This is a genomic window from Dickeya parazeae Ech586 (genome assembly GCF_000025065.1).
Classification (GTDB): Bacteria; Pseudomonadota; Gammaproteobacteria; order Enterobacterales; family Enterobacteriaceae; genus Dickeya; species Dickeya zeae.
The window spans coordinates 2,314,863-2,338,265 of the sequence record NC_013592.1 but is presented as its reverse complement, the minus strand read 5'-3'; the positions used below and the strand labels follow the sequence as shown (position 1 = coordinate 2,338,265).

Genomic DNA, 23,403 nt, shown 5'->3' with positions numbered 1-23,403 from the left:
GAAACGGCATCACTTCGCGCAACAAGCGCTTATTAATTTGTTTTATTGCCGGATGACGTTTTTACCTTACCTTTTCTGGCAACATCGGCGGGTTGGAACCAGGCGGCCAGTTGCATCATGTCCTGCTCATTGAGCGTACCTGCGGTATAGCGCAGAGTTAACCATGCCTGTAGCCAGCGATATTTCACTTCCGCCAGCTCGCGCCGGGCGTTATACCACTCCTGTTCCGCCATCAATACATCTAGATTAATACGTTCACCACCGGCAACGCTTTGCCGTGTAGCTCGAATGGCTTCCTCCGCGGCGGCGACACTCATTTGCCAGGCTCGGATCTTGGCTGCGCCGTTGGTACACAGGTTAAATTGACGACGTAATTCTGCAAAGGTTTGCCGGGTCTGATTATCCAGTTCAGCCTGACTTTGCTCATATTCCGCCGTCGCCTGACGCATTGACGCCGACACCGCACCACCGGAATACAGCGGTACACGCACCTGCAACCCTACCGTCTGGGTGTCATATTTCTGGTTATAGTTATATTCAGATTCAGACAGGCTATTGCGAGTCGACGCTACCAGATCCATGCTTGGCAGATGACCTGCACGGTTACGCTCGATTTCATAGCGGCTGTAACCGACGTTTTCTCGCTGCACCGCCAGTTTTGCGTTGTGCCGGACCGCCAGTTCACGCCATTGCGTCAAAGAGCGGTTTTCCGTCACGTTATCCGGCAACACATCCAACGCCAGCGGCGACAAATCCTGAATCTGTAGCGGCGAGCCAATCATATTTTCCAGCGTAGTCATGGCAGCATCCAGCGTATCTTCCTGCTCAATACGTTGCGCATTAGTGACGGTGTAACGTGCCTCCGTCTCACGCAGATCGGTTTGCGTCCCTTCTCCCGCCGCCAACAAGCGACGGTTTAACGCCAGTTGCTCCTCATAAGCGCGACGTTGCGCATCAAGTAACGTCAATTTTTCCTGTGCCAGAAGCGCGTCGCTCCATGACTGATACAGCCTCACCATCAAGTCCTGGCTGCGATCACGAAATCGCTGATCGGCCATCAGTTTACGACTGATACCCTGCTGATAACGCGCCCAGGCGGCATAATCCAACAACGGCTGACGCAGCGTCAGCGTTGACACATAGTTGTCGTAATCACGCTGACTGGTGTTATTCACCGTACGATCCCGCTGCGTCACCTTGGAATGGCTATAGTTAACGCCGTAGTTGTACTGTAACGACGGCAACAATCCGGCCCGACCGATCGCTACCTCTTCCTGCCCGGCGTCCCGTTCAAAACCAGCCGCTCGTAACTGCGCATCGTTACGCAACGCCAGTTCCCAAGCGTCGACCAACCCCATCGCCTGAGCGCCACCGCTAGGCAGAGATAACACGATTGCCAGTAATACCGCTTTCCTTCGCATTGCTTTCTTCCGCTACTCTTCCGTCAACGCCAGATGCATACGATCCATCAACGGCTTAAACAGATAATTGATAAACGAGCGCTCCCCGGTACGCACAAAGCCCTGCACCGGCATGCCGGGTTTAATCTCCAGCCCATGCAACGTTCGCTTGCCTTCTTCGCTCACCTGAATACGCAGGCTGTAATACGGCATACCGTCTTTCTCATCGACCAATCGGTCGGCGGAAAGCAAGGTCACCGTCCCCGGAACCCGCGGTGTCGTACTCTGGCTAAACGCGGTAAATTGCAACTCCACCGGCAACCCGGCCCACACTTTATCCACCATTTCGACCGGAATGCGCCCATCCACCAGCAAGGGCTGATCTTCCGGCACGATTTCCATCATCACCTGTCCGGCGGCGATCACCCCACCTTCAGTGAAGACCTTCATATCCACCACGGTACCGGCAACCGGTGCACGCACCTGCACATTGGCCAGATTAAAATCCGCCTTCTCGCGCTGACTTATCACTTCGTTCAGTTTGGACTGTACGTCAGATAACTCGCTGCTTACCTCTCTGTCATATTCCTGCTGACGCTGGGCAATACGCAGTTTCTGTTGCTGAATATCCCGACGGATTCGCCCTGCATCGCCACCGGTTTGCGCCAGTTCACCGCTCACCTGCGCAAACAGTCGCTCCATCTCCAGCATTTTATTGCGCGGCACATAATTCTCCGCCGCCAGTGGACGTAACCCTTGCAATTGCTGGCTTAATACGGCCTGTTCCGACTGCTTGCTGGTGATCACTTTTTGCAGCGCGCCAAGCGATGTCTCCATGCCCTCGATACTGGCGCGCACACCTTCAGTTTCCAGTTTCAGCGCCTGTTGTCGGCTATACAGCAGATTTTCCTGTAACGCGATAATGCCCGCCATTTCCGGCCGCTGGCGTGCTTCAACCAGCCGGGGGGTCGCCACTAACGATGGCTGATTGCGCTGTTCCGCCAATAGTCGGGCTTCGCGCGCAATCAACTGATCATATTGGGAACCCAATCCCTCACTGGTGGTGCGAGCATCAACGGCATTGAGCGTCAGCAATACCTGACCGGCAGCAACACGGTCCCCTTCTTTGACCTGAATGCGCTCGACAATGCCGCCTTGCATGTGCTGGATCACTTTGCGATTGCCGGAAACCACAACGTTCCCCTGCACCGCCACACCTTTATCCAGCGGCGCCAGCAATGCCCACAGCAGAAAACCGCCAAAACCGACAAATACCAGCCACCACCCCAATCGCAACGCCCGTTTTTCATCACGGCTGGCACGATCGCGCATTGTCACTTCGTTTAATTCATCCTGTGTCGTTACATCCATGCCTGTCATTGGTCCGTTCCTGTCATTGCGGCATCGCAGCCGGCGTATTCATCCGGGCCTGATTAGCTGCGCTACGTTGCTGCAACTCCGTCAGTACATCCCGTGCCAGTCCCATACGTTGTTGCTGGCCTTCATGGAGGATAAGAATTTTTTGCGCCAAGGTAGTTAGCGCCGGACGATGCGTGATGAGCACCACGGTGGCGCCACGTTTTTGCAGTGCGACGATCGCCTGCATCAGGGCCTTATCACCGTCACTGTCAAGGCTGGCATTGGGTTCATCTAACACCAACAGGCAAGGATCGCCGTACATCGCCCGGGCCAGACCAATACGCTGACGCTGACCACCCGACAGGCCACTACCGCCATCCCCTAATTCCGTGTCATACCCTTTGGGTAAGGACAAAATCAGCTCATGCACCCCCGCCAGTTTTGCCGCCGCCACCACTTTCTGTGGATCGGCTTGGCCAAAGCGGGCAATGTTTTCCGCCAGTGTTCCTCTGAATAACTGCACATCCTGCGGCAAATAACCAATAGCCGGGCCAAACGCGCTTTTATCCACCAGTTCCAGATCTGCGCCGTCCAGGCGCACTTTGCCTTGCGTCGGCGCTTGTGCACCGACCAACAACCGGGCCAATGTAGACTTACCGGAGCCAGAGGCCCCCAGCACCACCAGCGTTTCCCCCGCTTGTAGTGAGAAATGGATATTCTGCAATCGGGCATTGCCATTACCTTGTGCCGGGCGCAGTGATACCTGTTCAACACTGAGATGACCTTCCGGTGCGGGTAATGCCATCGATTCTGGACGCGGTGGATACACCGCCATCAGTCGGGTCAAACGCTGCCAGGCAATGCGTGCGCTGCTCCACTGCTTCCACACCCCGATCAACTGATCGATCGGGCTTAGAACACGACCTACCAGAATGGAGCCAGCGATCATCATCCCCGGTGTAATTTTGCCGTCGATCGCCAGCAATGCCCCTAGCCCCAACATGAATGATTGCAATGCGATACGGCTGTATTTGGAGGCACCGCCGACAGCCGCAGCACGCTCACTGGCGAGATTTTGCAGAGAAATAAAGCGGTAATGACGCGCCAGCCAACGCCGACGCAGGTTACCCAACATCCCCATCGCTTCAATCACGTCAGCGTTACGCAGTTGGGCATCAGCCAGGTGGGTCGCCTGCTGGGATTGTAGGTTAGCTTCCGCCAGCGGCTGGCTGGTCAGATGCTGGTTTAACCAGGTCAGCGCCACCAAAACTACGGTGCCGCCCAGAGCCAGCAACCCCAACCAGGGGTGCAATAAAAACAGTACCAGCAGGAACAGTGGGAACCACGGTACATCGAAGAAGGCGAATAACGCATTGCCGGTAATAAACTGGCGCAGCAGCGTTAAATCGGTGAGTGCCATTCCGGCACGACCGTCACCGGCGTCAAGATTACGGGCAAAAGCGGCATTAAAAACATCCTGATTGAGCGCCAGGTCGATCCGGGTCCCCAGTCGCACGACCAGCAGACTGCGCACCCACTCCAATGCGCCCATAAAAGCACACAGTCCCGCCATCAGCAGTGTCAGCATCAGCAGGGTAATACCGTTACCTGACGCCAGTACCCGGTCATACACCTGGAGCATGTAGACCGAAGGAGCCAGCATCAGCAGGTTGATGACCGCGCTGAAAATGCCGACGCTCCAAAAACTGCGGCGAAACTGACGCAGTACGCCGAACAGCGAACGATCTTGCTCAGAGGAAGCATTCACGACGGGCGACTCCCACTCAGGCTTTCTTTTTCAAAATACGTACACTGCCGTTAGCCAGCGTATGTTCGTACTGATCACGATTACGGCTGAAAAACGCCACTGCCGAACCGTCGGCCTGTGTCAGCGTCACCCCATCAGGCGTAGGCCGCCAGCCAACCGGCGCTTCCGGCAACAGCGCTTGCAGGCAGGTCTTGTCGCCCGCCAGTCGCCAGGTCGTGCTATCAAGCACCTCGGTATTCAAACGGATATCGCAGTGCTGTTCCGTGCCGCTTAATACCCACTCTCCGCTCAGCTCCGCTGCAGACGGTAATCTCAGACTGCTCGCCATACATCCTCCACTCAGTGCACCCAGTAATGTCGCAATAATCAGCTTTTTCATGATATTCCCATCATTCGGTTATCAGAGCGCGCGATTCATGATTGAAACTATCTTGTTAAAGACATTGATAATGGCAGGATCATTTCACATCAAACATCACCTGCCATTATTTAATGGCCCTGTAAATAACAGGGAGTTTCTATTCTCGTTTGTTTAAAAGCGCTCGTTTAAACGTTCTCGTTAAAAATCACACTGCCGTTAAACGAGCGCACCGTTTTTAAACAATCATACTGTTTTTAAACAATTATATTGCTCTTAAACAATGAAATCCGACGGCTGCAACGCCGTACCGACAATGTTTACCAAAAAATCAGCCGAACTGTGTCCGCTTAAATGCATCCACATATTGGTCTGATTCGCTTGACCATCCCAATTCAACAACACTTCGTTTCCGGCTCCGGAGAAATGATCGACAAACTGGAGATCATGATTCTTATTAAAGGCGGATAAGTCGATTTTATCTTCACCACGCTGAAAATCAGTAATGGTATCCGGTGCCGATGCAAGCGAGTCTTTTTCCCAGGCATAAACAAAAATATCTTTACCCGCCCCGCCCGTTAAAATATCAGCGCCGCCATCACCGTACAGCACGTCATTACCCGCCCCACCATCAATACGGTTATCAGACAGATTACCGACAATGACATCATTACCGGAACCGCCAATCGCATTTTCAATTACAGCGCCCGCCGCAATGGAGACATTACCTTTCAAACCGCCGACATCTGAAAACGTACCGCTAATCAGGCTGATGCGCTGATTCGAGCTATAACCGGAAAAGTCAAAGGTATCATTGCCGCCAGCATCCCAAACGGAAAATATCAGCGGTGTTTTGCTGTCGGTCGCGGTATAAAAATCACGACCGGCATTAGAATGGAACCCGTATACCGTATCGCCAGTGCGGGTGGTCATATTTGCGCCATACAGTTTCTGGATCGCGGCGATATCATCCATTAACGGAGCGGCGGCATGATAGCCATGAAAATCGCCGCCGGTATAGCCCTCATTCCAGTAACTCATGATACTGAATTGACGGGTATCCTCGGCGTAGGTCACGTCTTTATAGCCAGGGTTGCCATCGGAGGCGTCATAATCCCCCGGATGATATAATCCGAGCGTGTGGCCAATTTCATGTGCCAGCGTATTGCGGCCAAATTCATTAATATCCGGCCGCTGGTTATCAGCCTGATTGTAATTAAACCAGGCCGAACCGGCCCACTTCCAATTTCCAGGATAGAAACCAAAGGCCTGGCTATTGTTATCCGTATGGCCATCAGAGGTTAATGTATAGTTACCGAATTTAATCGTAGCCTGCTGAGGGTTTTTAACTTCCGTGAACGTTACATTGGCTACATCGGCCCAGGATTGTAATGCCAGTCTGGCCTGCTGAATTTGTGCGGCGTTGAATTTAACGAAACCTTTGTAATTATCAGGCATATTGGCATCAGAAACTGACTGAAGAAAAGCGTAAGTCAGTGCGACAGGTTTACCGAATACATGGTCGCCATTCCAGGTGACATTACCACGGGTTATTTGATCCCGCGCCTGCTCCAGCGTATAGGATGGCTTATCGCCAATATTGCCATCGCCGCGGTGGTGATAATTCCAGAATTGATAGACATCCGCCACACCGGTATAGCCACCGGACGGTGCGGAAGAAAGATCGGTTTTTTTGCTATATAAAGCCATCACGCTTCCTCCATGAAATTACGTTCATATTTGATGATGTTATGTGCGGACATAACATCTTTTTATAAATACACGCGTTGTAAGCGCGTAATTCATAAAACGCTCGCTGAACACCCACCATTCACTTTTGCTGTTAAAAGCGAATGTTCCCTGTTAGGCATGAATCAACTATTCAGGCAACATAGCCTGACAACACAGACAGGTTAGTAAAACAGAAATAAAATGACAAGATTTCATCAAGAAAATCGATGTTTTGTTACAGACAATTCAGGCTGCCAAAAAAAAACCAGACAGAAGAGTGTGAAAGGAAAAATTAGCAGAATAAAAAATGGTGCGTAAGTAACCAAACGCACCACTTCAGAGCATCACTCAGTCATCAATGACGAATGACAACGGCACTATAACGGCACTACAACGACGCCAGCGTACTGCGGATGACATCGGCATACGGCGTCGTCGGGTGACCCAGTAACGCTGACAGCGCGTTCTTATCATCAAACAACCCGCCTTTTTCCGCCCCTGCATCCGAATCAGCCAGCATATCGGCAAGGCCACCTGGCAAGCCTGCGCCTTTTAACGCGTTGGCGAACTCAGCTTGCGACAGGTTGACATACTGCAATGGTTTGCCACTCTGCCGGGCGATTTCGGCGGTAAACTCCGCCAGCGTATAGCTATTGTCACCGGCCAGTTCATAAATTTTTCCTGCCTGACCGCTCAATTGCAGCACGATAGCCGCGGCCTGGGCATAATCACTACGCGCCGCTGACGCGATACGCCCCTCACCGGCCGCACCGACGAATGCACCATGCGCCAACGCCGGAGCAATACTGGCGGCATAGTTTTCGGTATACCAGCCGTTACGCAAAATCACATGAGGAATGCCGGAAGCCTGTAACGCCGCTTCCGTCGCCAGATGCTCCGCCGCCAATCCTAATGGAGACGTATCAGCATGCAGTAAACTGGTGTAGACGATAAGACCGACGCCTGCCGCTTTAGCCGCGTCGATAACGGCTTTATGTTGCGTTTCGCGCTTGCCAACCTCACTGGATGAAATCAACAACAGCTTGTCGACCCCGCTCAGTGCCTTGACCAGTGCTTGCGGTCGATCGTAATCGCCATAACGCACATGGATCCCTTTTGACGCCAGTCCACTGGCTTTCGCTGGATCGCGAACCACAGCAATGATGTGCGCTGTCGGTACTGATTTCGCTAGAGTATCAATCACTAAACGGCCTAACTGACCTGTTGCTCCTGTAATCGCAAACATCGTGTACTCCTGTTAATGGGGAAATACCGCTGCACGCTTCAGCCCGTATATCCTAAACCTCGGTATCCGGTTGAAACTCATATCCGCAGCATATGACCTGAACTCACTTTTAGTAAGTACTAACAAAAATGTTAGTGTGAAATAACAATGCGAGCATCATCACAACATCCCGGCCACCGGCTTCCTGCTGACGTGTTGCAGGGTAATCTGTAAGATGGCTCTCAGCCGGTTTTTTAGTTTCAGTCATATCGCACTTATGCGATATTGCTTTCTCAGAGAGCTGATGACGCAAATATTTGTCATATTTGTCACTTCTTTACTTATTTGATTCGTGCCCATCAGAATTATAATCGCAGACAGTGGACACGATTTTCTGCCTTGACGGTTTATCACAAAGGGTCTCTTTGGCGTGGCAAAATTATTTTTACGCAGTGGAAATTTAGACGATTTTCTTGCGTTGGGAGAGAACGGCCAGCCCGTTTATGCTTCGGCGCTACAACTACGGGAAACACTGCGTCTTCGCAAACAACAGCCTATCGCTGATTGTCTGGCTATCCCTCAGCCTAATGAGGATGGCGATCGCATCGACTGGTATTCCCCTTTCTCCGGTAAAATTACTTCCTGGATGGCAGCCAGCGACGAACAACGCGAGCAGGCGTTGGCTCTGCTGGAGCACTATCTCAACACGATTGACGCTATCAGCGAACGTGCGCGGAAGTCCGACAAACCTGCACAAAAACTCTTCGGCGTCTTGTTGTCGAAAGCCTTTCAGTTTCCGAGCTCCAATCATGTTTATCTGGTCGACGATAAACCGGTTATTACCTTCTGGGGATTCGTCAGCCTGGGCAAAAAATCTCGCCAGGATGTGCTGGAGTGCCTGCGTCCGGTTGAACTTCCTGAACCGGTTCCGGAACCGGAACCCTTGCCGGAAGTCACGGTGCACATTGCCGAACCCGAACCGGAGTTACCGCCGCCAGTCGTCGAGCCGGAACCCGTCGTGATTGCCGAGCCGGTCGCAGCACCCCCCGCTCCGCTGTCAGTACGCCGTGTCTGGACCAGTCCTTGGGTTCTGGGGCCAGGTATCGCACTACTGGCAACGCTGGCGTTTCAGATTCGCGGCTGCGTTTCCCACCCTGAAAGCAGCGCGCCCTCTGCCGTGACAGCTATCAAACCGGAAAAACGTGCACTGGGTGCAACGCCGACGGATGCGCTCCCACAACCCAATCTGCCATTAAATGTGGCCACACTGCTGCCGCAGCCCGTCACGGCTGACCCACAGAAAAAAGCGGAAGAGAAAGCACCGCAAGCGCCAGCGGCAGTAGAAATGGCCGCCGCGCCGAAAGGCGCGCTGGTGATGCCGGCCGACGCAGTGAAAATCGGTTCCATCCGCTTCCTGGATGGCAACTGGCAAGCCACACTGTCGGTGAAAAACCCACTGACCGGTAAGCCGCCGGTATTGCGCTATCAGCTCAAAAACGGCAAAGGCCGGGTGCACTTTACCTATGGCGACAACATCACCTGCCAGGCCGAGGTGGAAGCTGGGCTGCATCAATCCGGCAATCTGGTGATCAACAGCCGCTACCGTGCGCGCTGCAGCGATGGTTCCCGCTATCCGATGCCGGAAATCGTCTGTACCCGACAGGAGTCGAGCGAGGCTGCTGAATGTAAAGGCCGCTATGATGCCGACACTGTGCTACCGATGACGATTAAGCGTGAGAGTAAATAACCATGCTGGCAACCCTGACAGATTACAAACAACACATTACGCTGATTCAAAATAGCGGTATTCAGTTCCTTGACTTTGCGCTGAAGCTCACGCCAGCCCGCGCAGGATTCGCCAATCGTTTCGTGCGCAAAAGCGCCAATGGGCCGTTGCTGCGACTGACCTATAACGAACACAGCGGGAAATACACCCTGCCAAGCGCGATGCAGGTGCTGCCGGAAGCGGTCAACCCGGAATCCAGTTATACGCTGGAGCAGTCTCTCCATTTACTGAGCAACGCGTGGTTACCGCTACCGTTTTTCCGTTTTAACCCACCACGTACCTTTATGGGCGGCCCGAATAACTGGGCGCGGGTACAGGTGCTGGAACTCGACGAGCCGGACGATGACGGCAACACTCACCGGATCTGTCTGGCGTTCGATACCCGCGTTTACCCGGAAAGCCATGACCTTGAAGCACTGGCCCCCAGCGAGAACGATATCAACGCCGGGCGACTGTTCACGCTGGCCTACCACAGCGAAGAACTGGATGATTTTCTCGATCAGACCTGGGTAGATGGCTGGTTGCGCGAAACCTTTTCGCAGCAAGCACTCGCGGTGGAAAACCGCAAACCTCGCGATATCCGCCAGAACCTGCGTGAATTCGAATATCAGGCGCATTACCTGAATCTGCTGGATATTATGGCGACGCTGCTGGATGTACCGGAAATCAGGATCACCAGCGGCACCTTGAAAGAACCCGCCATTAACGTGGATCTGATCCTGGATGTCGGCAACTCCCATACCGCCGGGATCCTGGTGGAGGATCATGCCGATGAGAGTAACGGCTTGCGGCAGACCTACGAATTGCAGATTCGCGATTTGAGTCAGCCGCATTATTTGTACAATGAACTGTTCGACAGCCGGGTGGAATTCGCCCAGGTGCGTTTCGGTAAGCAAAACTTCTCCTTTGAAAGCGGGCGCGACGACGCCTTTGTCTGGCCATCGATTACCCGCGTTGGTCGCGAAGCCAGCCGTCTGGCGCTACAGCGTCAGGGAACCGAAGGTTCCAGTGGTATTTCCAGCCCGCGTCGCTATCTGTGGGACGAAGAACCGTATGTGCCGGGCTGGCGTTTTAGCCAGACAACCAGCCCACGCCAGCAGGAACCGTTGGCGACCGCCATGCCGTTGACCATGCTGGTCAACGATGAAGGTCAGCCCCTGTTTAGCCTGCCGCTGGATGAACGCCTGCCGGTATTCGACCCGCATTACAGTCGCAGTTCGGTCATGACATTCATGCTCTCCGAGTTGCTGGCACAAGCGCTGATGCAAATGAACAGCGCGGCCCAGCGTCTGAAGATGATTCATGCCAATGCGCCGCGTCAGTTGCGCAATATTATTCTGACCCTGCCTTCAGCCATGCCCAAACCGGAGCGAGAGATTTTCCGCCGTCGCATGATCGAAGCGATCGGACTGGTATGGAAAGCGATGGGATGGCACCCGGCCGATGATGAGTTCCTGACGGCGGACGACAAGCGCCGCAGCACTGTGCCCGTGCCTGACGTACAAATGGAGTGGGATGAAGCCACCTGCGGGCAGATGGTGTATCTCTACAACGAAGCACAAGTGAATTTCGGTGGCCGGGCGGAGGCCTTTTTCGCCAGTATGGCGCGGCCGGATAAAGAACTGGCGGATGACGAGCAGCCAGGGAAAACCTTGCGCATCGCGTCTATCGATATCGGTGGCGGTACCACCGATTTGGCGATCACTCAGTACTGGCTGGATGACGGTGTCGGCAGCAACGTCAAAATCATTCCTCGCCTGCTGTTTCGTGAAGGGTTCAAAGTCGCCGGCGATGACATTTTGCTGGACGTGATTCAGTTGTATGTCCTGCCCGCCCTGCAGGCGGCGTTGAAAAAAGCCGGTGTCACCAGCCCGGATAGCCTGATGACCCGCCTGTTTGGCAGTGAAGGCCGCATGGATGGACAGTTGACACTGCGTCAGCAGGTGACGCTGCAAATGTTCATTCCTATCGGGCAGGCGATTCTGGAAGCCTATGAACGATTCGACCCGCTCGATCTAAATGCGGAAATCGACACCACGTTCGGTGAAATGCTGTCGCAAACGCCGACCCGTAAGGTGCTGGAGTACGTCAACAACGAGATCCAGCGCGAATTGCCGGATGAAGAGACCCCGTTCGACATTCTGCAGGTGCCGCTGATTCTGCGTCTTAGCAAGCTACACAGCGAGTTTCTGGCTAACCGCATGAGTATCACCCAACATTTGCGCTTGATGTCGGAAGTGGTATCGCTGTACGCCTGTGATGTGCTGCTGCTGACCGGTCGGCCATCCCGTTTCCCGGGCATTCAGGCGTTGTTCCGCCACCTGCAACCGTTGCCGATTAACCGCATGATGTCGTTGGATGGCTATCACACCAGCGACTGGTACCCGTTTAACAAGCGTGGTCGCATTGAAAACCCGAAATCCACCGCGGCGGTGGGGGCCATGTTATGCCTGCTGGCGCTGGATCTACGCCTGCCCGGCTTCTACTTCAAAGCCGGGGATTTCGAGCCCTATTCCACCGTGCGTTATCTTGGCATGCTCGACAACACCAACACACTCACCACCGATAACGTCTACTATAACGATATCGATCTGGATGATGCGGATTTCACGCTGGATGACCAACCCGGTTTTGAAGTGCGCGGTTCGCTGTGCCTCGGTTTCCGCCAGTTGGATAACGAGCGTTGGCCCGCTTCGCCACTCTATTCACTGTCGATAGTCGACCCGGAGCTGGCGCGTAAAGTCGCGGGTGACAGCGTCCTGCATGTGCGTCTGAAAGTCGTACCGGGTGACGATAACCTCACACCAGAACGCGTTGAAATAGCCAGTGCGGTGTTAGGGTCGGGGCATACTATTTCACCGCATCAATTGAGGTTAAAACTGAATACCTTATCCAGCACGGTTTCCGGCATGGCACATTACTGGATCGATAGCGGGAGCGTCTTCAAGAAATGAAACCATTAACGCCCAAACAGTTGTCGAGCCGCCTCAGCCGTCAGTTACAGTCCGTTTCGCAAGGCGTGGATCAGGCGATCGCCTGGGTAGAAGAGACCCGACGCAACGTTCCTCGTCTGGATATGGAAGCCGATAGGCTGATCATTAAATTGCGCCGTTGTCGCAACAAAGCTCGTGGGTTGTCCGAGTCATCGCTCAAAGAGATCGCCATGGGGATGTTCGGTCTGGCTCAGGGGGGGAAAACCTACCTGCTGACGTCACTGGCCGGCGGAGAAAACGGTCGAATCGAAACGTCCGTCGGCGGCGTTACGCTGGATTACCAGAAAAATATCAACCCGGACAACCAGCAACCGGCGTTTGTTACCCGCTTTACCCGTCAGGTCGATGGTAAAAATACGCCGAATCCGGTGCAACTCCAGTTGCTTAACGAAGCCGATATCGCCCGTATTATCGCTTACTCCTTCATTCTGGAAGACGCCCAGAGCGACACCGCGGAACTGGATGAGCAGCATATTGCCGAGCACCTGAAAACCCTGTCGCTGCACCGCCAACAGGAGCCGGTAACCGGGCTGAGCAGCGATGATGTGGTGGCATTGTGGGATTACCTGACGCGTCATGACGCCCGGCGGCAAAAACCACTGGAACGCAAGTTCTGGCCGATGGCGGTCGAACTGGCGCCACACCTCAGCATCGACGATCGCGCCAGCCTGTTCTCGGTGCTGTGGGGTGAGCGAGCAGACTATACCTCGCTGTATCGCCATTTTGCCCACACGCTGGAGCAACTCTCCGGTGCTCGAAAAGTACTGGCACCGATTAGCCTGCTGGTGGACGAATCGTTGCAACCTGACAGCGGTATTTTTAATGCCAGCCAGTTCGACCGGCTTAATAGCCCTTCCGATCTGAGCGTACAGGTACGCCCTATCGTGAATGGTCGTGCTGCCCGAGGCGTGGAACTGTCGCTGGCAGAATTGATTATGCTGGCGGCCGAAGTGCTGATTCCGCTGCTGTCACCACCGAAGGAATCCCTATTCGGTCAGGTCGACCTACTCGATTTCCCGGGGTTTAGCCTGCAGGATGAACCTGAAGCAGAGTCGGATGACGATAACCCGGACCGCTTGTTGCGGCTCAAACCGCACCCGTTATCCCGAGCGTTGCTGCGCGCCAAGCGCGCTTATTTGCTGGAACGCTATACCGACGATCAGGAAATGAATCTGCTGATGGTGTGTACCGCCGCAGCCTGTAAAGCGGATGTGCGCCACGTCGGTCGTGCGCTGGATTTTTGGGTTCGCCATACCCAGGGGGAAAACCCGCAAATTCGCAGCCGCCGTAAACCGGGGCTGATTTGGGCGGTAACCCGCCATGACCGGCGTTTCACCCACGGTCATAACAACGATGAAGCGGTACAGCGCTATGTGGGCAACCCCGGCGATGCCTGGGGCACCATGCTGGCGATGGACAAGCGCGGCATCAACCGCATGGCTGCCTGGCTGGATACCGAAGTTCGCCGCGAGGTCAAACTGGGGCGTATTAACGAACAGTTGAGTGAGTTACAACGTGAGTTGTCTGATAACCTGCTCGGCAGTTGGTACCAACCTGCGGGTGCTGACGATCCGGCGCGCAAGCAACACATCGCCGAATCGATGCTCAAAGCGCTGCAGACGCGAACCGGCGTACACGGCGAATTACTGGAGCGGCTGTTACCCTCTCGTGATGAGCTGCGTCATCTCTATTTGCAGCAACAAGAGCAGCAATCGCGTAATTTTGTCGCCTATCAGGAAACGCAGGATACCACCGTGCCGATGGCCAGTTACGAGCCATTTGGCGTCGGGCTGGATATCGACCTCTTCGGCGATGATAGCGAACAGGCTGAAAGCGAAGAAAAACCAACGCCCGCTGTACCCGTGCAAACGGAAGAAGACCAGGCTGAGAATCACAGCTATGAGGCAGAGTTCGCCCGCAACCTGTACCGTTACTGGATCAATCACCTGCGCAATTTGCCGGAAAATGTCGCCATCATTGAGCTGTTGGGGATTAACCGCCCCACCATCGAAATGCTGGTGGAAGAGCTGATTACCGCCAGTATTCGTCTGAAACTCGAAGACGAATTACAAATCATGCTGGTGGATTCCGGTCAGCTAGGGATTAACCGGGAAAGCAAAGCAGACCGTCAGGTATCCCGCGCACTCAATGTGCTCGGCGATTTCGTCGCCTGGCTGGGCTTCCAGCAAATATCGGAATCCCTGCGCCCGGACAGCCGCGTCAACAAAGGCAACAAGATCTTCGCGAAGCCGGAAAAGCAGGTCGCTAATTTTGGTGCCTCACGTCGGCTAACGAAGTTGTCGGTTACCCCGGTCAACAATACCGCGTATTACATCTATGACTGGCTTATTGGTCTCAATGAGATGATTATCCAGAACGCTGGTTACGCTGCTGGTCGTGATATCAAGCCAAAACAACGTGAACGTCTGGGAACGATCCTCAGTCTGATCAAACCCACGGAAGGATAACGACGTAGGCGGAGTAGCAGGCTCCGCCCTTCTTCATTTTCTGTACAAAAGTTTACATAATCAAATAATTATGTCGCTTTCCGGGCCACTCCTTTCGACAAAATCACGTTATAAATCAGGCTGGTCTTGCAAAAACGCAGCACTCACGTCATAGTTTCTGGCGGGGTGCGTACTGTTGTACCGAATGTCTGTTATTGTCATGCTTTTTCGTTAATTCGCCCGGTTTAAAACATGCTGTTGATTTAAAAAAAGGAACACAGGCCACCCCGTTCTTTTTCCGCCACCTTGATGCTGTTCTGTTTCTTCTGCTCTCTGGCGAAGACAGAAAAGCACCGCTTCCAGGGATATCAGTTACCGTTATCGATTGGGTATGCACCAGTCGTGCTGACCATCCGAATTCACATATCCGGTTACTGATGTCGTTTCCCGGCCTATCGCCGTAAAACGATTAACTAAGATAAAGATATAGCATCGCCTATTCCACGACGCCTGACACCCGGATCAGACGCGCGGGTCTCTCTTAGCTGTTCACGACATGGCACAGGTAACGCATCATGAGTAACAGTAGCGAATCCGATACCGCATTTGATGATTTTCTGACCCTTTCCGCCCTGCTTACCGGGTTCAGTCGGTTTGAACTGACCGGAACCGGGCTGGCCCATGACTATTTCACCTGGCTGCAACAGGCAGCACCGTTACCCTTCAGGCAATTGCAGCGTGATTTTTCAGCACAACCCGATGATGACACCATAAGGCTCACCTGGCTGCAAAACACGGTACTGACATCATCCTCACTCGGCCCCGTCACACGCAGCCTGCTACGGCTGTGGTATACCGGGCAGTGGATCCCGGTCAACCCGACACCCCATGCAGACGCCCGTTTTCTCAGTGAGGCGGCCTGGCGAGAAGCCTTGATCTGGCAGGCTATCCACGCCCATCCGCAGTCAATCCGTCAACAGGAGTTCGGTGCCTGGGCCGAGCCGCCGATGGCTGAATGGAGAACACGTGGATGAACCTTGTCACACCCCATCAGGCAGAACAGACTGATTACGATGTGGTGATCGTCGGCGGCGGCATTGCCGGGGCGCTGATGGCCAAAACACTGACTCGCGCAGGCAAGCGTTGTCTGATACTGGAAGCTGGCTCGGGAGATAATCTGCACTACACCGGCTACCGGGAGATGCTGACGCACTATCGTCAGCGGCCGGATAAAAGCCATCAGGTATCTGGCGTACATAATGTCAATGTGCCGGTACCGCACGATACAACACTGCATCAGCTACTGCCGGATGGGTACGACGACCGTGGTTATCTGGTGCAACGCGGCCCGCTGCCATTCAGCTCTACCTATTGCCGCCAGCTCGGCGGCACCTCGCTACACTGGCTTGGCAGCGCCATGCGCATGCTACCAGAAGACTTCGAATTGCAAAGCCGTTACGGCGTCGGGTTGGACTGGCCGCTGCGTTATAACGACCTGGAGCCCTGGTATCAGGCTGCCGAGTATGAGCTGGGGGTGTCGGCCAATGTCGAAGAACAAGCGTATGGTGATATTCATTTTCCACCGGACTATGTTTATCCCATGCACGGGATACCTACCGCCTGGGGCGATCGGCAACTGGCCCGGCGTTTGACCGGCATGAGTATCATGGAGGACGGACAGCCTATCCCTCTGTCACTGCGCGCTACCCCATCGGCCCGTAACGGTGTACCGCATCCCGCTTATAATCATGGGCACGGCTATCACCCGCGTGGGGCGGCCGACAACCCGCACCTTGGCCTGTATTGCACCGGTAATAGCTATTGCACGCCGCTCTGTCCGACACAGGCGCGTTATAATGCGCTGAAAACACTGGAAGACGCCGATGGTACACGGCTGGATGTGCTCACCTGCAGTGTGGCGCATAAGCTATTGATCGACCCTGCCACCGACGCTATCACTGGTATCCAGTTTCGTCATTACGTCCATCATGAAACGGCATTACATCATTTGCATACCGTCAGCGCCCGACGCTATGTACTGGCTGGCAACGCGATTGCTAACGCGGTTTTACTGCTAGCTTCCGGTGCCTGTAAAGGCAATGATCTGGTCGGTCGCCACCTGATGGATCATCCAGTATTACCGGTTTGGGGTCGGGCGGATGCACCGCTCTGGCCGATGCGTGGCCCGCTGACCACCTCAGGCATTGAAACGATGCGAGGCGGCAGCGCCCGTGTACACCGGGCGGCGTTTCGTATCGAGCTGAGCAATGACGGCTGGCGCTGGCCGGTTAACAAACTGTATGACGATGTTGAGGCGTTACTGCAAGAACCCTTGTGTGGCCCCCGCTTACGCAGCCAGATTCGTGAGCGACTGTCACGGCAATGCAGCGCACGTTGCATGGTAGAGCAGTTGCCGGAATACCATAACCGGGTGACAATCCATCCGGATTACCGCGATGCGCTGGGTAATTACCGCCCGGTGATTCATTACGATCTGTCGCTGTATACCCGCGCCGGTGTTGCTCGCGCCAGCACGTTCATGCGGCAGGTTTTCCGACAGATAGGTATGCATGACTACAGCCGTTATTCACCCGGTGAACCCGGTTATTTTACCTGTCAGGGGCAGCCGCTGGCGTTTACCGGCGCCGGGCACATCGCAGGGACCCACTGCATGGGGAACTCTCCGCACCACTCGGTGGTGGATCGCCAACAGCGTAGTTGGACTCATAAGAATCTCTATCTGGTAGGAGCCGGAAATATGGTTAGCATGGGAACGGCACCACCGACTCTGACACTGGCAGCACTGACGTTATGGGCGGCGCACACAATTCTTTCCGAACTGGACAGAATGTGTGCCAGCACACGTTAAACGTGAAAAAAGCGCTACAAAAGATGATGATATTCAGGTTTCATGCTAGGAATAAATAGATAAGACTAATTACACACTTCGTCACTGCCGCAACTGACTAGACGGAATAACACCATGAACTTAAACGAACAAAACCAACAGCACGATTTGGATGCGACTTTCAGGGAAAAGGGCTACGTCAAACTCACCAGTCATAAAGATTTGGCCCATGAACTGGACGACATCCGTGATCTCCTGCAAAAGGCGATGGTGCTGGAACATGCGGTAATCCCCCCCTATCTGACCATGCTTTACACGGTGAATGACGATATCGACCCACGGGTGACTGACGTTATCCATTCGGTCGTAATAGAAGAAATGTTGCATTTCGTCATGGTCGGCAACCTACTCAACGCCGTAGGCGGCACACCCGATATTAACAGCCCCAGTTTCATGCCTGACTATCCGGCCACACTGCCGTTCGGTATTGAAGACCTGGAAATTCAACTTCATCCATTTTCTCAGCACGCCATTCATCAGGCGATGCAAATCGAACACCCCAAGTACGTTCGCCCGGAAGTGGTCGCCAGTCATGTTTGCAGTGACATGTCTATCGGTGAGTACTACATCTACATCGAATCACGCTTGCGTGCGGCGGTGGAGTCTTTCGGCGAAAAAGCCGTGTTCTGCGGCGACCCTACCCGGCAGATCGAACCGGAACAGTTCTGCCACGGCTCATACGGCAATATTACGCCCGTGGTCGATCTTGACAGCGCGGTCTATACCCTGCGTCAAATTTGCGATCAGGGCGAAGGTTCACCACACAATATTTGGCAGGGTGACGAAAATAATGTGCCGCATTACTACCGCTTCAACGAAATCTACTGTGAGCGCATGTACACGCACGGCGATACCATCGCCAGCGGTCCAACCGGCGATCCACTGAACATCGAATGGGATAAAGCGGTTAAAACCCACAGTGCTGCCAAAATCGCCGATTACCCAGAAAGCGAGCTGCGTAAAGCCATTGTGCGTTTCAATCGCCGTTACAGCGAAATACTGGAAAACCTGCAACTGGCGCTATCTGGTCGCCCGCTGAAACTCACCCCGGCGGTCATGGCAATGGGGTCGTTGCGCGAAGATTTCCGCGCCATTGTTGCCCATCCGTTCCCCGGTGATAACGCGTACCACGCGGCACCGACATTCGAATATACCCCGCCGCCGCCGCCGCGCTTCCAGGCCAAAAGCCAGGCGGTGACCTTCGCTAATAATCAGGCCACGCTGGAAAAACTCTCTCAGGCTTATACCGCCGGTGACTTGCAGATGGCACTGGCGTGCCTGAGTGAACAACTGGTGTGGGACATGACCGGCCCGGTAGATGTGCCGTACACTGGCGTATTCTACGGTCATGAAGGTTTCTCCCGTTTTTGGTCACTGATGAGCCAAACCGTGGAGTTCAGTAGCGAAGTAGTGGAAAAAGTCTTCTTCAGCGACAATCAGGCAATGGCTTACGGCAGCCAGCAAGGGATCACCAAATCTACCCGCGTCCCTTACAGCTACGACTGGGCAATCCGGTATGAATTTACCAGCGATCACCGCATTCGGCTGATGCGTCATTATTTCAACCCGATGCGCATTCAGGCGGCGTTGGCGGCCACACCGCCAAAACCACGGTCGTTCATCAACAAATAACGCCATTTTTGATGGGGTCGAACTGGCACCGCCGCACTGGCGGTGCTTTTTTATTTATCTATATCGAGTCAGATCGAGTCATCGACTAAGTCAGAGGATGAAAAACGGTTCGATTATCTGTTGTACCTCGGGAATGGCCGTTGCCACATGCATGCCACCCGCCTCGTAACTCCCCCGATATTTCACCACCAACCCGGCTTCTGAGCCGATGACCACCCCGGCGGCGATATCCCAAATGCTGGTATTTTTTTCCACATAGCCATCGGTAAAGCCCAGCGCGGCAAAACTCAGCCCAACCGTCGCACAACGATAGCGCGCCACGGCCCAGCCTTCATCGCGCAGATAGCCATCGAGCATCGCCACTTCCGCCGCCGCCCATTTATTGCTTTCGCCCAACGCCAACAAACGAACTTCACTGAAGGGAACCTGACGGCGATAAGGCATACCATTGCGCCAGACCCCGCATCCAATCGCGGCTGACAGCGTCAGGCCCAGCATCGGTAACGCAATGGTACCGACCACCGCCAGTCCGTTTTCGACATACCCGATGGAAATGCCCCACAGCGGCAAGCCACGCAAAAAATTGGTGGTGCCATCAATCGGGTCGATAGACCAAAAACTATCGCCAACCTCACCGCCCATTTCCTCGCCCAAAATGGCGTCCTCAGGAAAAACATCTTTCAGGCGATCGCGAATCAACTGTTCTACCTGACGGTCTGCATCCGATACAAAGTCGTTGGCGGATTTCTGCTCCACTACCACGCTGTCACGCCGGGCAAACAACTGCCTCGCCAGTAACGCGGCCTCTTCCATAACCGCGTTGGCGGTTTCAAAGCGTAACTGCAAATCAGACATGACGTCCTCCGGTTATTACCCCAGCAAATTGGGAATATCAGACAGTACGGTCTGAGCACCCTTATCCAAAAATCGCCGGGCTTGTGCGGCATCATTAACAATCGCCACCGCGTATTCAATACCACTGTCAGCCAGAATATGCTGTGCCTCATCGTCCAACAGTTCCGACAAGCAGTGCAAAATCTGGCAGTTCGTTTCCTGTAACAATGCGATGGGGTTTTTGGGCGGAACCACCACAGCAAAGGCACGCGGGACATCCGGCATCAATCGAGCCGCCGCCTGAATTGAGCGAACAGAAAAACTCGACAGAAACAGGCGATCACGATTGGCAGGCCACATTGACTTCAGTACCGCCAGTGCGACCTCCGCCGTTTCCACATCATCGCCTGCGGTAGGCTTGAGTTCGAGTTGCAGCCCCATGTCTAATTCCAGTACACATTCGATCAATTCCTGCAAGGTTGGGATTGTCACGCCAGCGAATGCGTCGCCAAAGTGCGCGCGCGCATCAAGCTGGCGAATCTCCGCCAGTGTCAGCCCGGCGACCAAACCACGGCCGTTGGTGGTGCGATCGACCCGGTCATCGTGAATAATCACCGGCTGACTATCTCTGGTCAGTTTGACATCCACCTCCAGCCAGGTCGCGCCCTGCTGCGCCGCTTTACGCATCGCAGTCAGCGTGTTTTCCGGTGCCAGCGAGGAGGCGCCACGGTGGGCAATGAGTGACGACGCTACCACACGGCAACGACGTGAGTGCTCGATTACAACATCAGACATAATGGTTTCCCTGGTGTTTCAATGCATCGGTGTTGAGTAAAAAAATGTGTTGATATCTGGATGACGTCAGGCGTCTTATTTTTCGTTGCGCCCAGTCGATACCGGAGACCATCAGTCAGTTGGGCTCCGGTATTGTGGCCAGGCGTCGTCATGTCATTTCAGCATGACGTTTTGGATAAACTGTTTTCTCATTTCTTCGCCCAGCGGTTTAGCCGCCCAGGCAAAGCTGTGCGACCGCTCCAGTGAACCGGATACCGGCACGTCGGTTCCCGCCGGCATCAACGGTGCCGTACCAAACTGAGAATGGAAGCGCAGTTGGGTGTCAGGCAGTGTCAGCCAGTGGATAAACAGCAACGCTGCCGCTTTGTGTTTGGCATTAGCGGGAATACCGACGACATTACCGCCGCCCGGCATACCAAAATCGGGCAGATAAAATTTGATGTCCTGCGACAATTCACCTTTGTGCTGCAGTGACAGCACCAAATCTTCCCAGGAGGCGGCGAGTTTAAACTCACCGGCATTAAGCCGGGTGATGCTATCGGCGTTGGAGGCGCTGATCACCAGACTACTTTTGTAATGATTGAACCAGCGCCAGGATGGGGCGAGTTGCTGCAATATCTCCGGTGTGACACGCCCGTCGCGGTAGTTCACACCCGGCACCAGCGTGCGGGTGACAGACTCGATGAATGCCGGTCCGGAACCGCCATTCTCTACGTTAAAAGCGAACTCGCCGGGGTTTTTCACCAGAAACTGTTCAAGTTGAGGCAACGAATGCGGCAGGTCGGCCTCCTTGATACGGGCCGAGTTGTAAGCGATGACTGTCTGATTCCCCCAGAACGCCACGGCATAGCCTTTCGTATCCACCCCTTCTATCTGGTAAGTCAGTTTGTCACCACCGGGCAACCGTGATGTCAGCGGCCCCCAGAACAGTTTGGGTCCATTGAACAACCCAAACTGACTGCCCCCCACCGATATCACATCGATGTCACCCTGGTCGCGGTTCTGTTCCGCCAATAGCTTATTGATACTGCCCGCCGCCTCGCCATCCGGAATGGTGACCCGAATACCGTACTGTTTCTCAAAGGCCTTCACTTCGTCGCGCAGCCGGTCCTGGTAATACCAGTTAAACCAGGTAAGTTGCCCTTCCTGGCGTGCTTGTGCCTCCACGTCCTGCCAGGACATCGTTTTTAAATCTGCGGCCTGAGCCCCGCACAGTGGCAACAACAACACCGGCAACGCCACCAGCTTGCGTAAGGCCGACTGCGTAAATCGAGTAAACATGCAAGACTCCCCTGATGATTTCCCTGATAAGTAGTGAGACCGCATCATCGCTATCCTTTATTGACGAACGCTGACGTCGGCACATTTTTAAGACAGCGCTCCATCAACAGCATCAGCACCACGTTGGGCACCACCAGAATCAGTGACACCACCGCGGCATTAGGCCGGATGAAGTTATAACCAAGGTATGAGTACAAAATGGTGGGTACGGTAATGAAATCCGGTGCCCCCACGATGTAGGAAACGGAAAACTCTTCGATAGAAAGGATGAACACCATAATCATCGACGCGATCACCCCAGATTGCAGCGACGGCCAGTAAGCCACCCGGAAGATCGCCCCGCCCGACGCGCCCAAATTGCGTGCCGCATCGACCAAATCCTGTCGCACCTGACTGAAGGAGACACTCAGAATGCGAATGGCGTATGGCAGAAATAACACGGTGTGCCCAAGAAAAATCCCCATGAACCGCGAATAAACACCCAACCGCATCAGTAATGAGGATAAGAACACCGCGATAACGAACCCCGGCAACACAATCGGCAACAGCGTCACTGCCTGCGCCACCCCTTTTGCCGGGAATGACAACCGCCCAAACGCATAAGCCGTCGGCATCGCCAGCAGCAGGCACGTTACGGTAACGCAGGGCGCCAGCAAGTAACTGTGCAGCAGCGCATCAGGTAATGACGTGTTATTCCACAGTTCACCCCAGCGTAACAGCGACAAGACTGGTGGAAAGACATCCGGGTAAGACCAGGGGTGGGCAGGATCCACCAATGACCACAGTATCGCCATGGCAAATGGCAGAACCAGCCAGACAAGCCCCAAGAGCAAAAACAACATGACCAGCAGGCGATTGAGTCGGTTAACGGCTGTTTGTTGCATCG

General features: G+C 54.2%; 16 protein-coding genes. 6 read left to right on the top strand and 10 right to left on the bottom strand.

Features of this window, described 5'->3' with window-relative positions; genetic code table 11:
• Positions 1-32: 32 nt before the first annotated feature.
• From DD586_RS10185 to DD586_RS10160, 6 genes are all read right to left on the bottom strand, one after another.
• Positions 33-1,421, bottom strand: a complete 1,389-nt coding sequence (locus DD586_RS10185; protein WP_012884729.1) for a TolC family outer membrane protein — start codon at positions 1,419-1,421, stop codon at positions 33-35.
• A 12-nt stretch (positions 1,422-1,433) separates the two neighbouring features.
• Positions 1,434-2,780 carry an HlyD family type I secretion periplasmic adaptor subunit gene (locus DD586_RS10180; RefSeq protein WP_012884728.1) on the bottom strand — a complete coding sequence of 449 codons (1,347 nt, stop codon included), beginning with the start codon at positions 2,778-2,780 and terminating at the stop codon, positions 1,434-1,436.
• A 13-nt stretch (positions 2,781-2,793) separates the two neighbouring features.
• Positions 2,794-4,527: a type I secretion system permease/ATPase gene (locus tag DD586_RS10175; protein WP_012884727.1), complete on the bottom strand. Its 1,734-nt coding sequence runs from the start codon at positions 4,525-4,527 to the stop codon at positions 2,794-2,796.
• 16 nt (positions 4,528-4,543) lie between these two features.
• Positions 4,544-4,906: a protease inhibitor Inh/omp19 family protein gene (locus DD586_RS10170; protein WP_080516770.1), complete on the bottom strand. Its 363-nt coding sequence runs from the start codon at positions 4,904-4,906 to the stop codon at positions 4,544-4,546.
• A 255-nt stretch (positions 4,907-5,161) separates the two neighbouring features.
• Complete coding sequence (locus DD586_RS10165) at positions 5,162-6,595, bottom strand: serralysin family metalloprotease (RefSeq protein WP_012884725.1); 1,434 nt, start codon at positions 6,593-6,595, stop codon at positions 5,162-5,164.
• A gap of 409 nt (positions 6,596-7,004) precedes the next feature.
• The gene (locus DD586_RS10160; protein ID WP_012884724.1) at positions 7,005-7,862 is read right to left on the bottom strand and encodes an SDR family oxidoreductase; all 858 of its coding nucleotides are present in this window, start codon (positions 7,860-7,862) and stop codon (positions 7,005-7,007) included.
• Between the two features lie 409 nt (positions 7,863-8,271).
• Between DD586_RS10160 and DD586_RS10155 the strand changes: the two genes are divergently transcribed.
• The 6 genes from DD586_RS10155 to DD586_RS10130 all read left to right on the top strand — a co-directional run bounded on the left by DD586_RS10155 (position 8,272) and on the right by DD586_RS10130 (position 19,607).
• A complete protein-coding gene (locus tag DD586_RS10155) occupies positions 8,272-9,588 on the top strand; it encodes an SrfA family protein (RefSeq protein WP_012884723.1) in 1,317 nt (438 codons plus the stop codon).
• 2 nt (positions 9,589-9,590) lie between these two features.
• Positions 9,591-12,581, top strand: coding sequence for a virulence factor SrfB (locus DD586_RS10150; protein ID WP_012884722.1), 2,991 nt, complete (start codon positions 9,591-9,593; stop codon positions 12,579-12,581).
• Positions 12,578-15,088: a putative virulence factor gene (locus DD586_RS10145; RefSeq protein ID WP_012884721.1), complete on the top strand. Its 2,511-nt coding sequence runs from the start codon at positions 12,578-12,580 to the stop codon at positions 15,086-15,088. Before DD586_RS10150 ends, DD586_RS10145 begins: the two co-directional genes overlap by 4 nt.
• A gap of 554 nt (positions 15,089-15,642) precedes the next feature.
• Positions 15,643-16,101, top strand: coding sequence for a hypothetical protein (locus DD586_RS10140; protein WP_012884720.1), 459 nt, complete (start codon positions 15,643-15,645; stop codon positions 16,099-16,101).
• Positions 16,098-17,936, top strand: coding sequence for a GMC family oxidoreductase (locus DD586_RS10135; RefSeq protein ID WP_012884719.1), 1,839 nt, complete (start codon positions 16,098-16,100; stop codon positions 17,934-17,936). The genes DD586_RS10140 and DD586_RS10135 overlap by 4 nt, the downstream gene beginning before the upstream one ends.
• Positions 17,937-18,050: 114 nt before the next feature.
• On the top strand, positions 18,051-19,607 hold the full coding sequence (locus DD586_RS10130) for a ferritin-like domain-containing protein (RefSeq protein WP_012884718.1): 1,557 nt from the start codon (positions 18,051-18,053) through the stop codon (positions 19,605-19,607).
• Positions 19,608-19,697: 90 nt separating this feature from the next.
• On the opposite strand, the gene DD586_RS10125 is transcribed toward DD586_RS10130, so the two are convergent.
• From DD586_RS10125 to DD586_RS10110, 4 genes are all read right to left on the bottom strand, one after another.
• Complete coding sequence (locus DD586_RS10125; protein ID WP_012884717.1) at positions 19,698-20,462, bottom strand: inositol monophosphatase family protein; 765 nt, start codon at positions 20,460-20,462, stop codon at positions 19,698-19,700.
• A 15-nt stretch (positions 20,463-20,477) separates the two neighbouring features.
• Positions 20,478-21,236: a glycerophosphodiester phosphodiesterase family protein gene (locus DD586_RS10120; RefSeq protein WP_012884716.1), complete on the bottom strand. Its 759-nt coding sequence runs from the start codon at positions 21,234-21,236 to the stop codon at positions 20,478-20,480.
• 153 nt (positions 21,237-21,389) lie between these two features.
• The gene (locus DD586_RS10115) at positions 21,390-22,517 is read right to left on the bottom strand and encodes an extracellular solute-binding protein (RefSeq protein ID WP_012884715.1); all 1,128 of its coding nucleotides are present in this window, start codon (positions 22,515-22,517) and stop codon (positions 21,390-21,392) included.
• A gap of 50 nt (positions 22,518-22,567) precedes the next feature.
• Positions 22,568-23,401 (bottom strand): ABC transporter permease, encoded by an 834-nt coding sequence (locus DD586_RS10110; protein ID WP_012884714.1) that lies wholly within the window; start codon positions 23,399-23,401, stop codon positions 22,568-22,570.
• Between the last annotated feature and the right edge of the window lie 2 nt (positions 23,402-23,403).

Coding starts and splice junctions, on each gene's coding strand:
- DD586_RS10110 (WP_012884714.1), bottom strand. CDS start 23,401: ATGCAACAAACAGCCGTTAACCGACTCAATCGCCTGCTGGTCATGTTG.
- DD586_RS10150 (WP_012884722.1), top strand. CDS start 9,591: ATGCTGGCAACCCTGACAGATTACAAACAACACATTACGCTGATTCAA.
- DD586_RS10185 (WP_012884729.1), bottom strand. CDS start 1,421: ATGCGAAGGAAAGCGGTATTACTGGCAATCGTGTTATCTCTGCCTAGC.
- DD586_RS10145 (WP_012884721.1), top strand. CDS start 12,578: ATGAAACCATTAACGCCCAAACAGTTGTCGAGCCGCCTCAGCCGTCAG.
- DD586_RS10135 (WP_012884719.1), top strand. CDS start 16,098: ATGAACCTTGTCACACCCCATCAGGCAGAACAGACTGATTACGATGTG.
- DD586_RS10180 (WP_012884728.1), bottom strand. CDS start 2,780: ATGACAGGCATGGATGTAACGACACAGGATGAATTAAACGAAGTGACA.
- DD586_RS10165 (WP_012884725.1), bottom strand. CDS start 6,595: ATGGCTTTATATAGCAAAAAAACCGATCTTTCTTCCGCACCGTCCGGT.
- DD586_RS10160 (WP_012884724.1), bottom strand. CDS start 7,862: ATGTTTGCGATTACAGGAGCAACAGGTCAGTTAGGCCGTTTAGTGATT.
- DD586_RS10120 (WP_012884716.1), bottom strand. CDS start 21,236: ATGTCTGATGTTGTAATCGAGCACTCACGTCGTTGCCGTGTGGTAGCG.
- DD586_RS10170 (WP_080516770.1), bottom strand. CDS start 4,906: ATGAAAAAGCTGATTATTGCGACATTACTGGGTGCACTGAGTGGAGGA.
- DD586_RS10115 (WP_012884715.1), bottom strand. CDS start 22,517: ATGTTTACTCGATTTACGCAGTCGGCCTTACGCAAGCTGGTGGCGTTG.
- DD586_RS10130 (WP_012884718.1), top strand. CDS start 18,051: ATGAACTTAAACGAACAAAACCAACAGCACGATTTGGATGCGACTTTC.
- DD586_RS10140 (WP_012884720.1), top strand. CDS start 15,643: ATGAGTAACAGTAGCGAATCCGATACCGCATTTGATGATTTTCTGACC.
- DD586_RS10125 (WP_012884717.1), bottom strand. CDS start 20,462: ATGTCTGATTTGCAGTTACGCTTTGAAACCGCCAACGCGGTTATGGAA.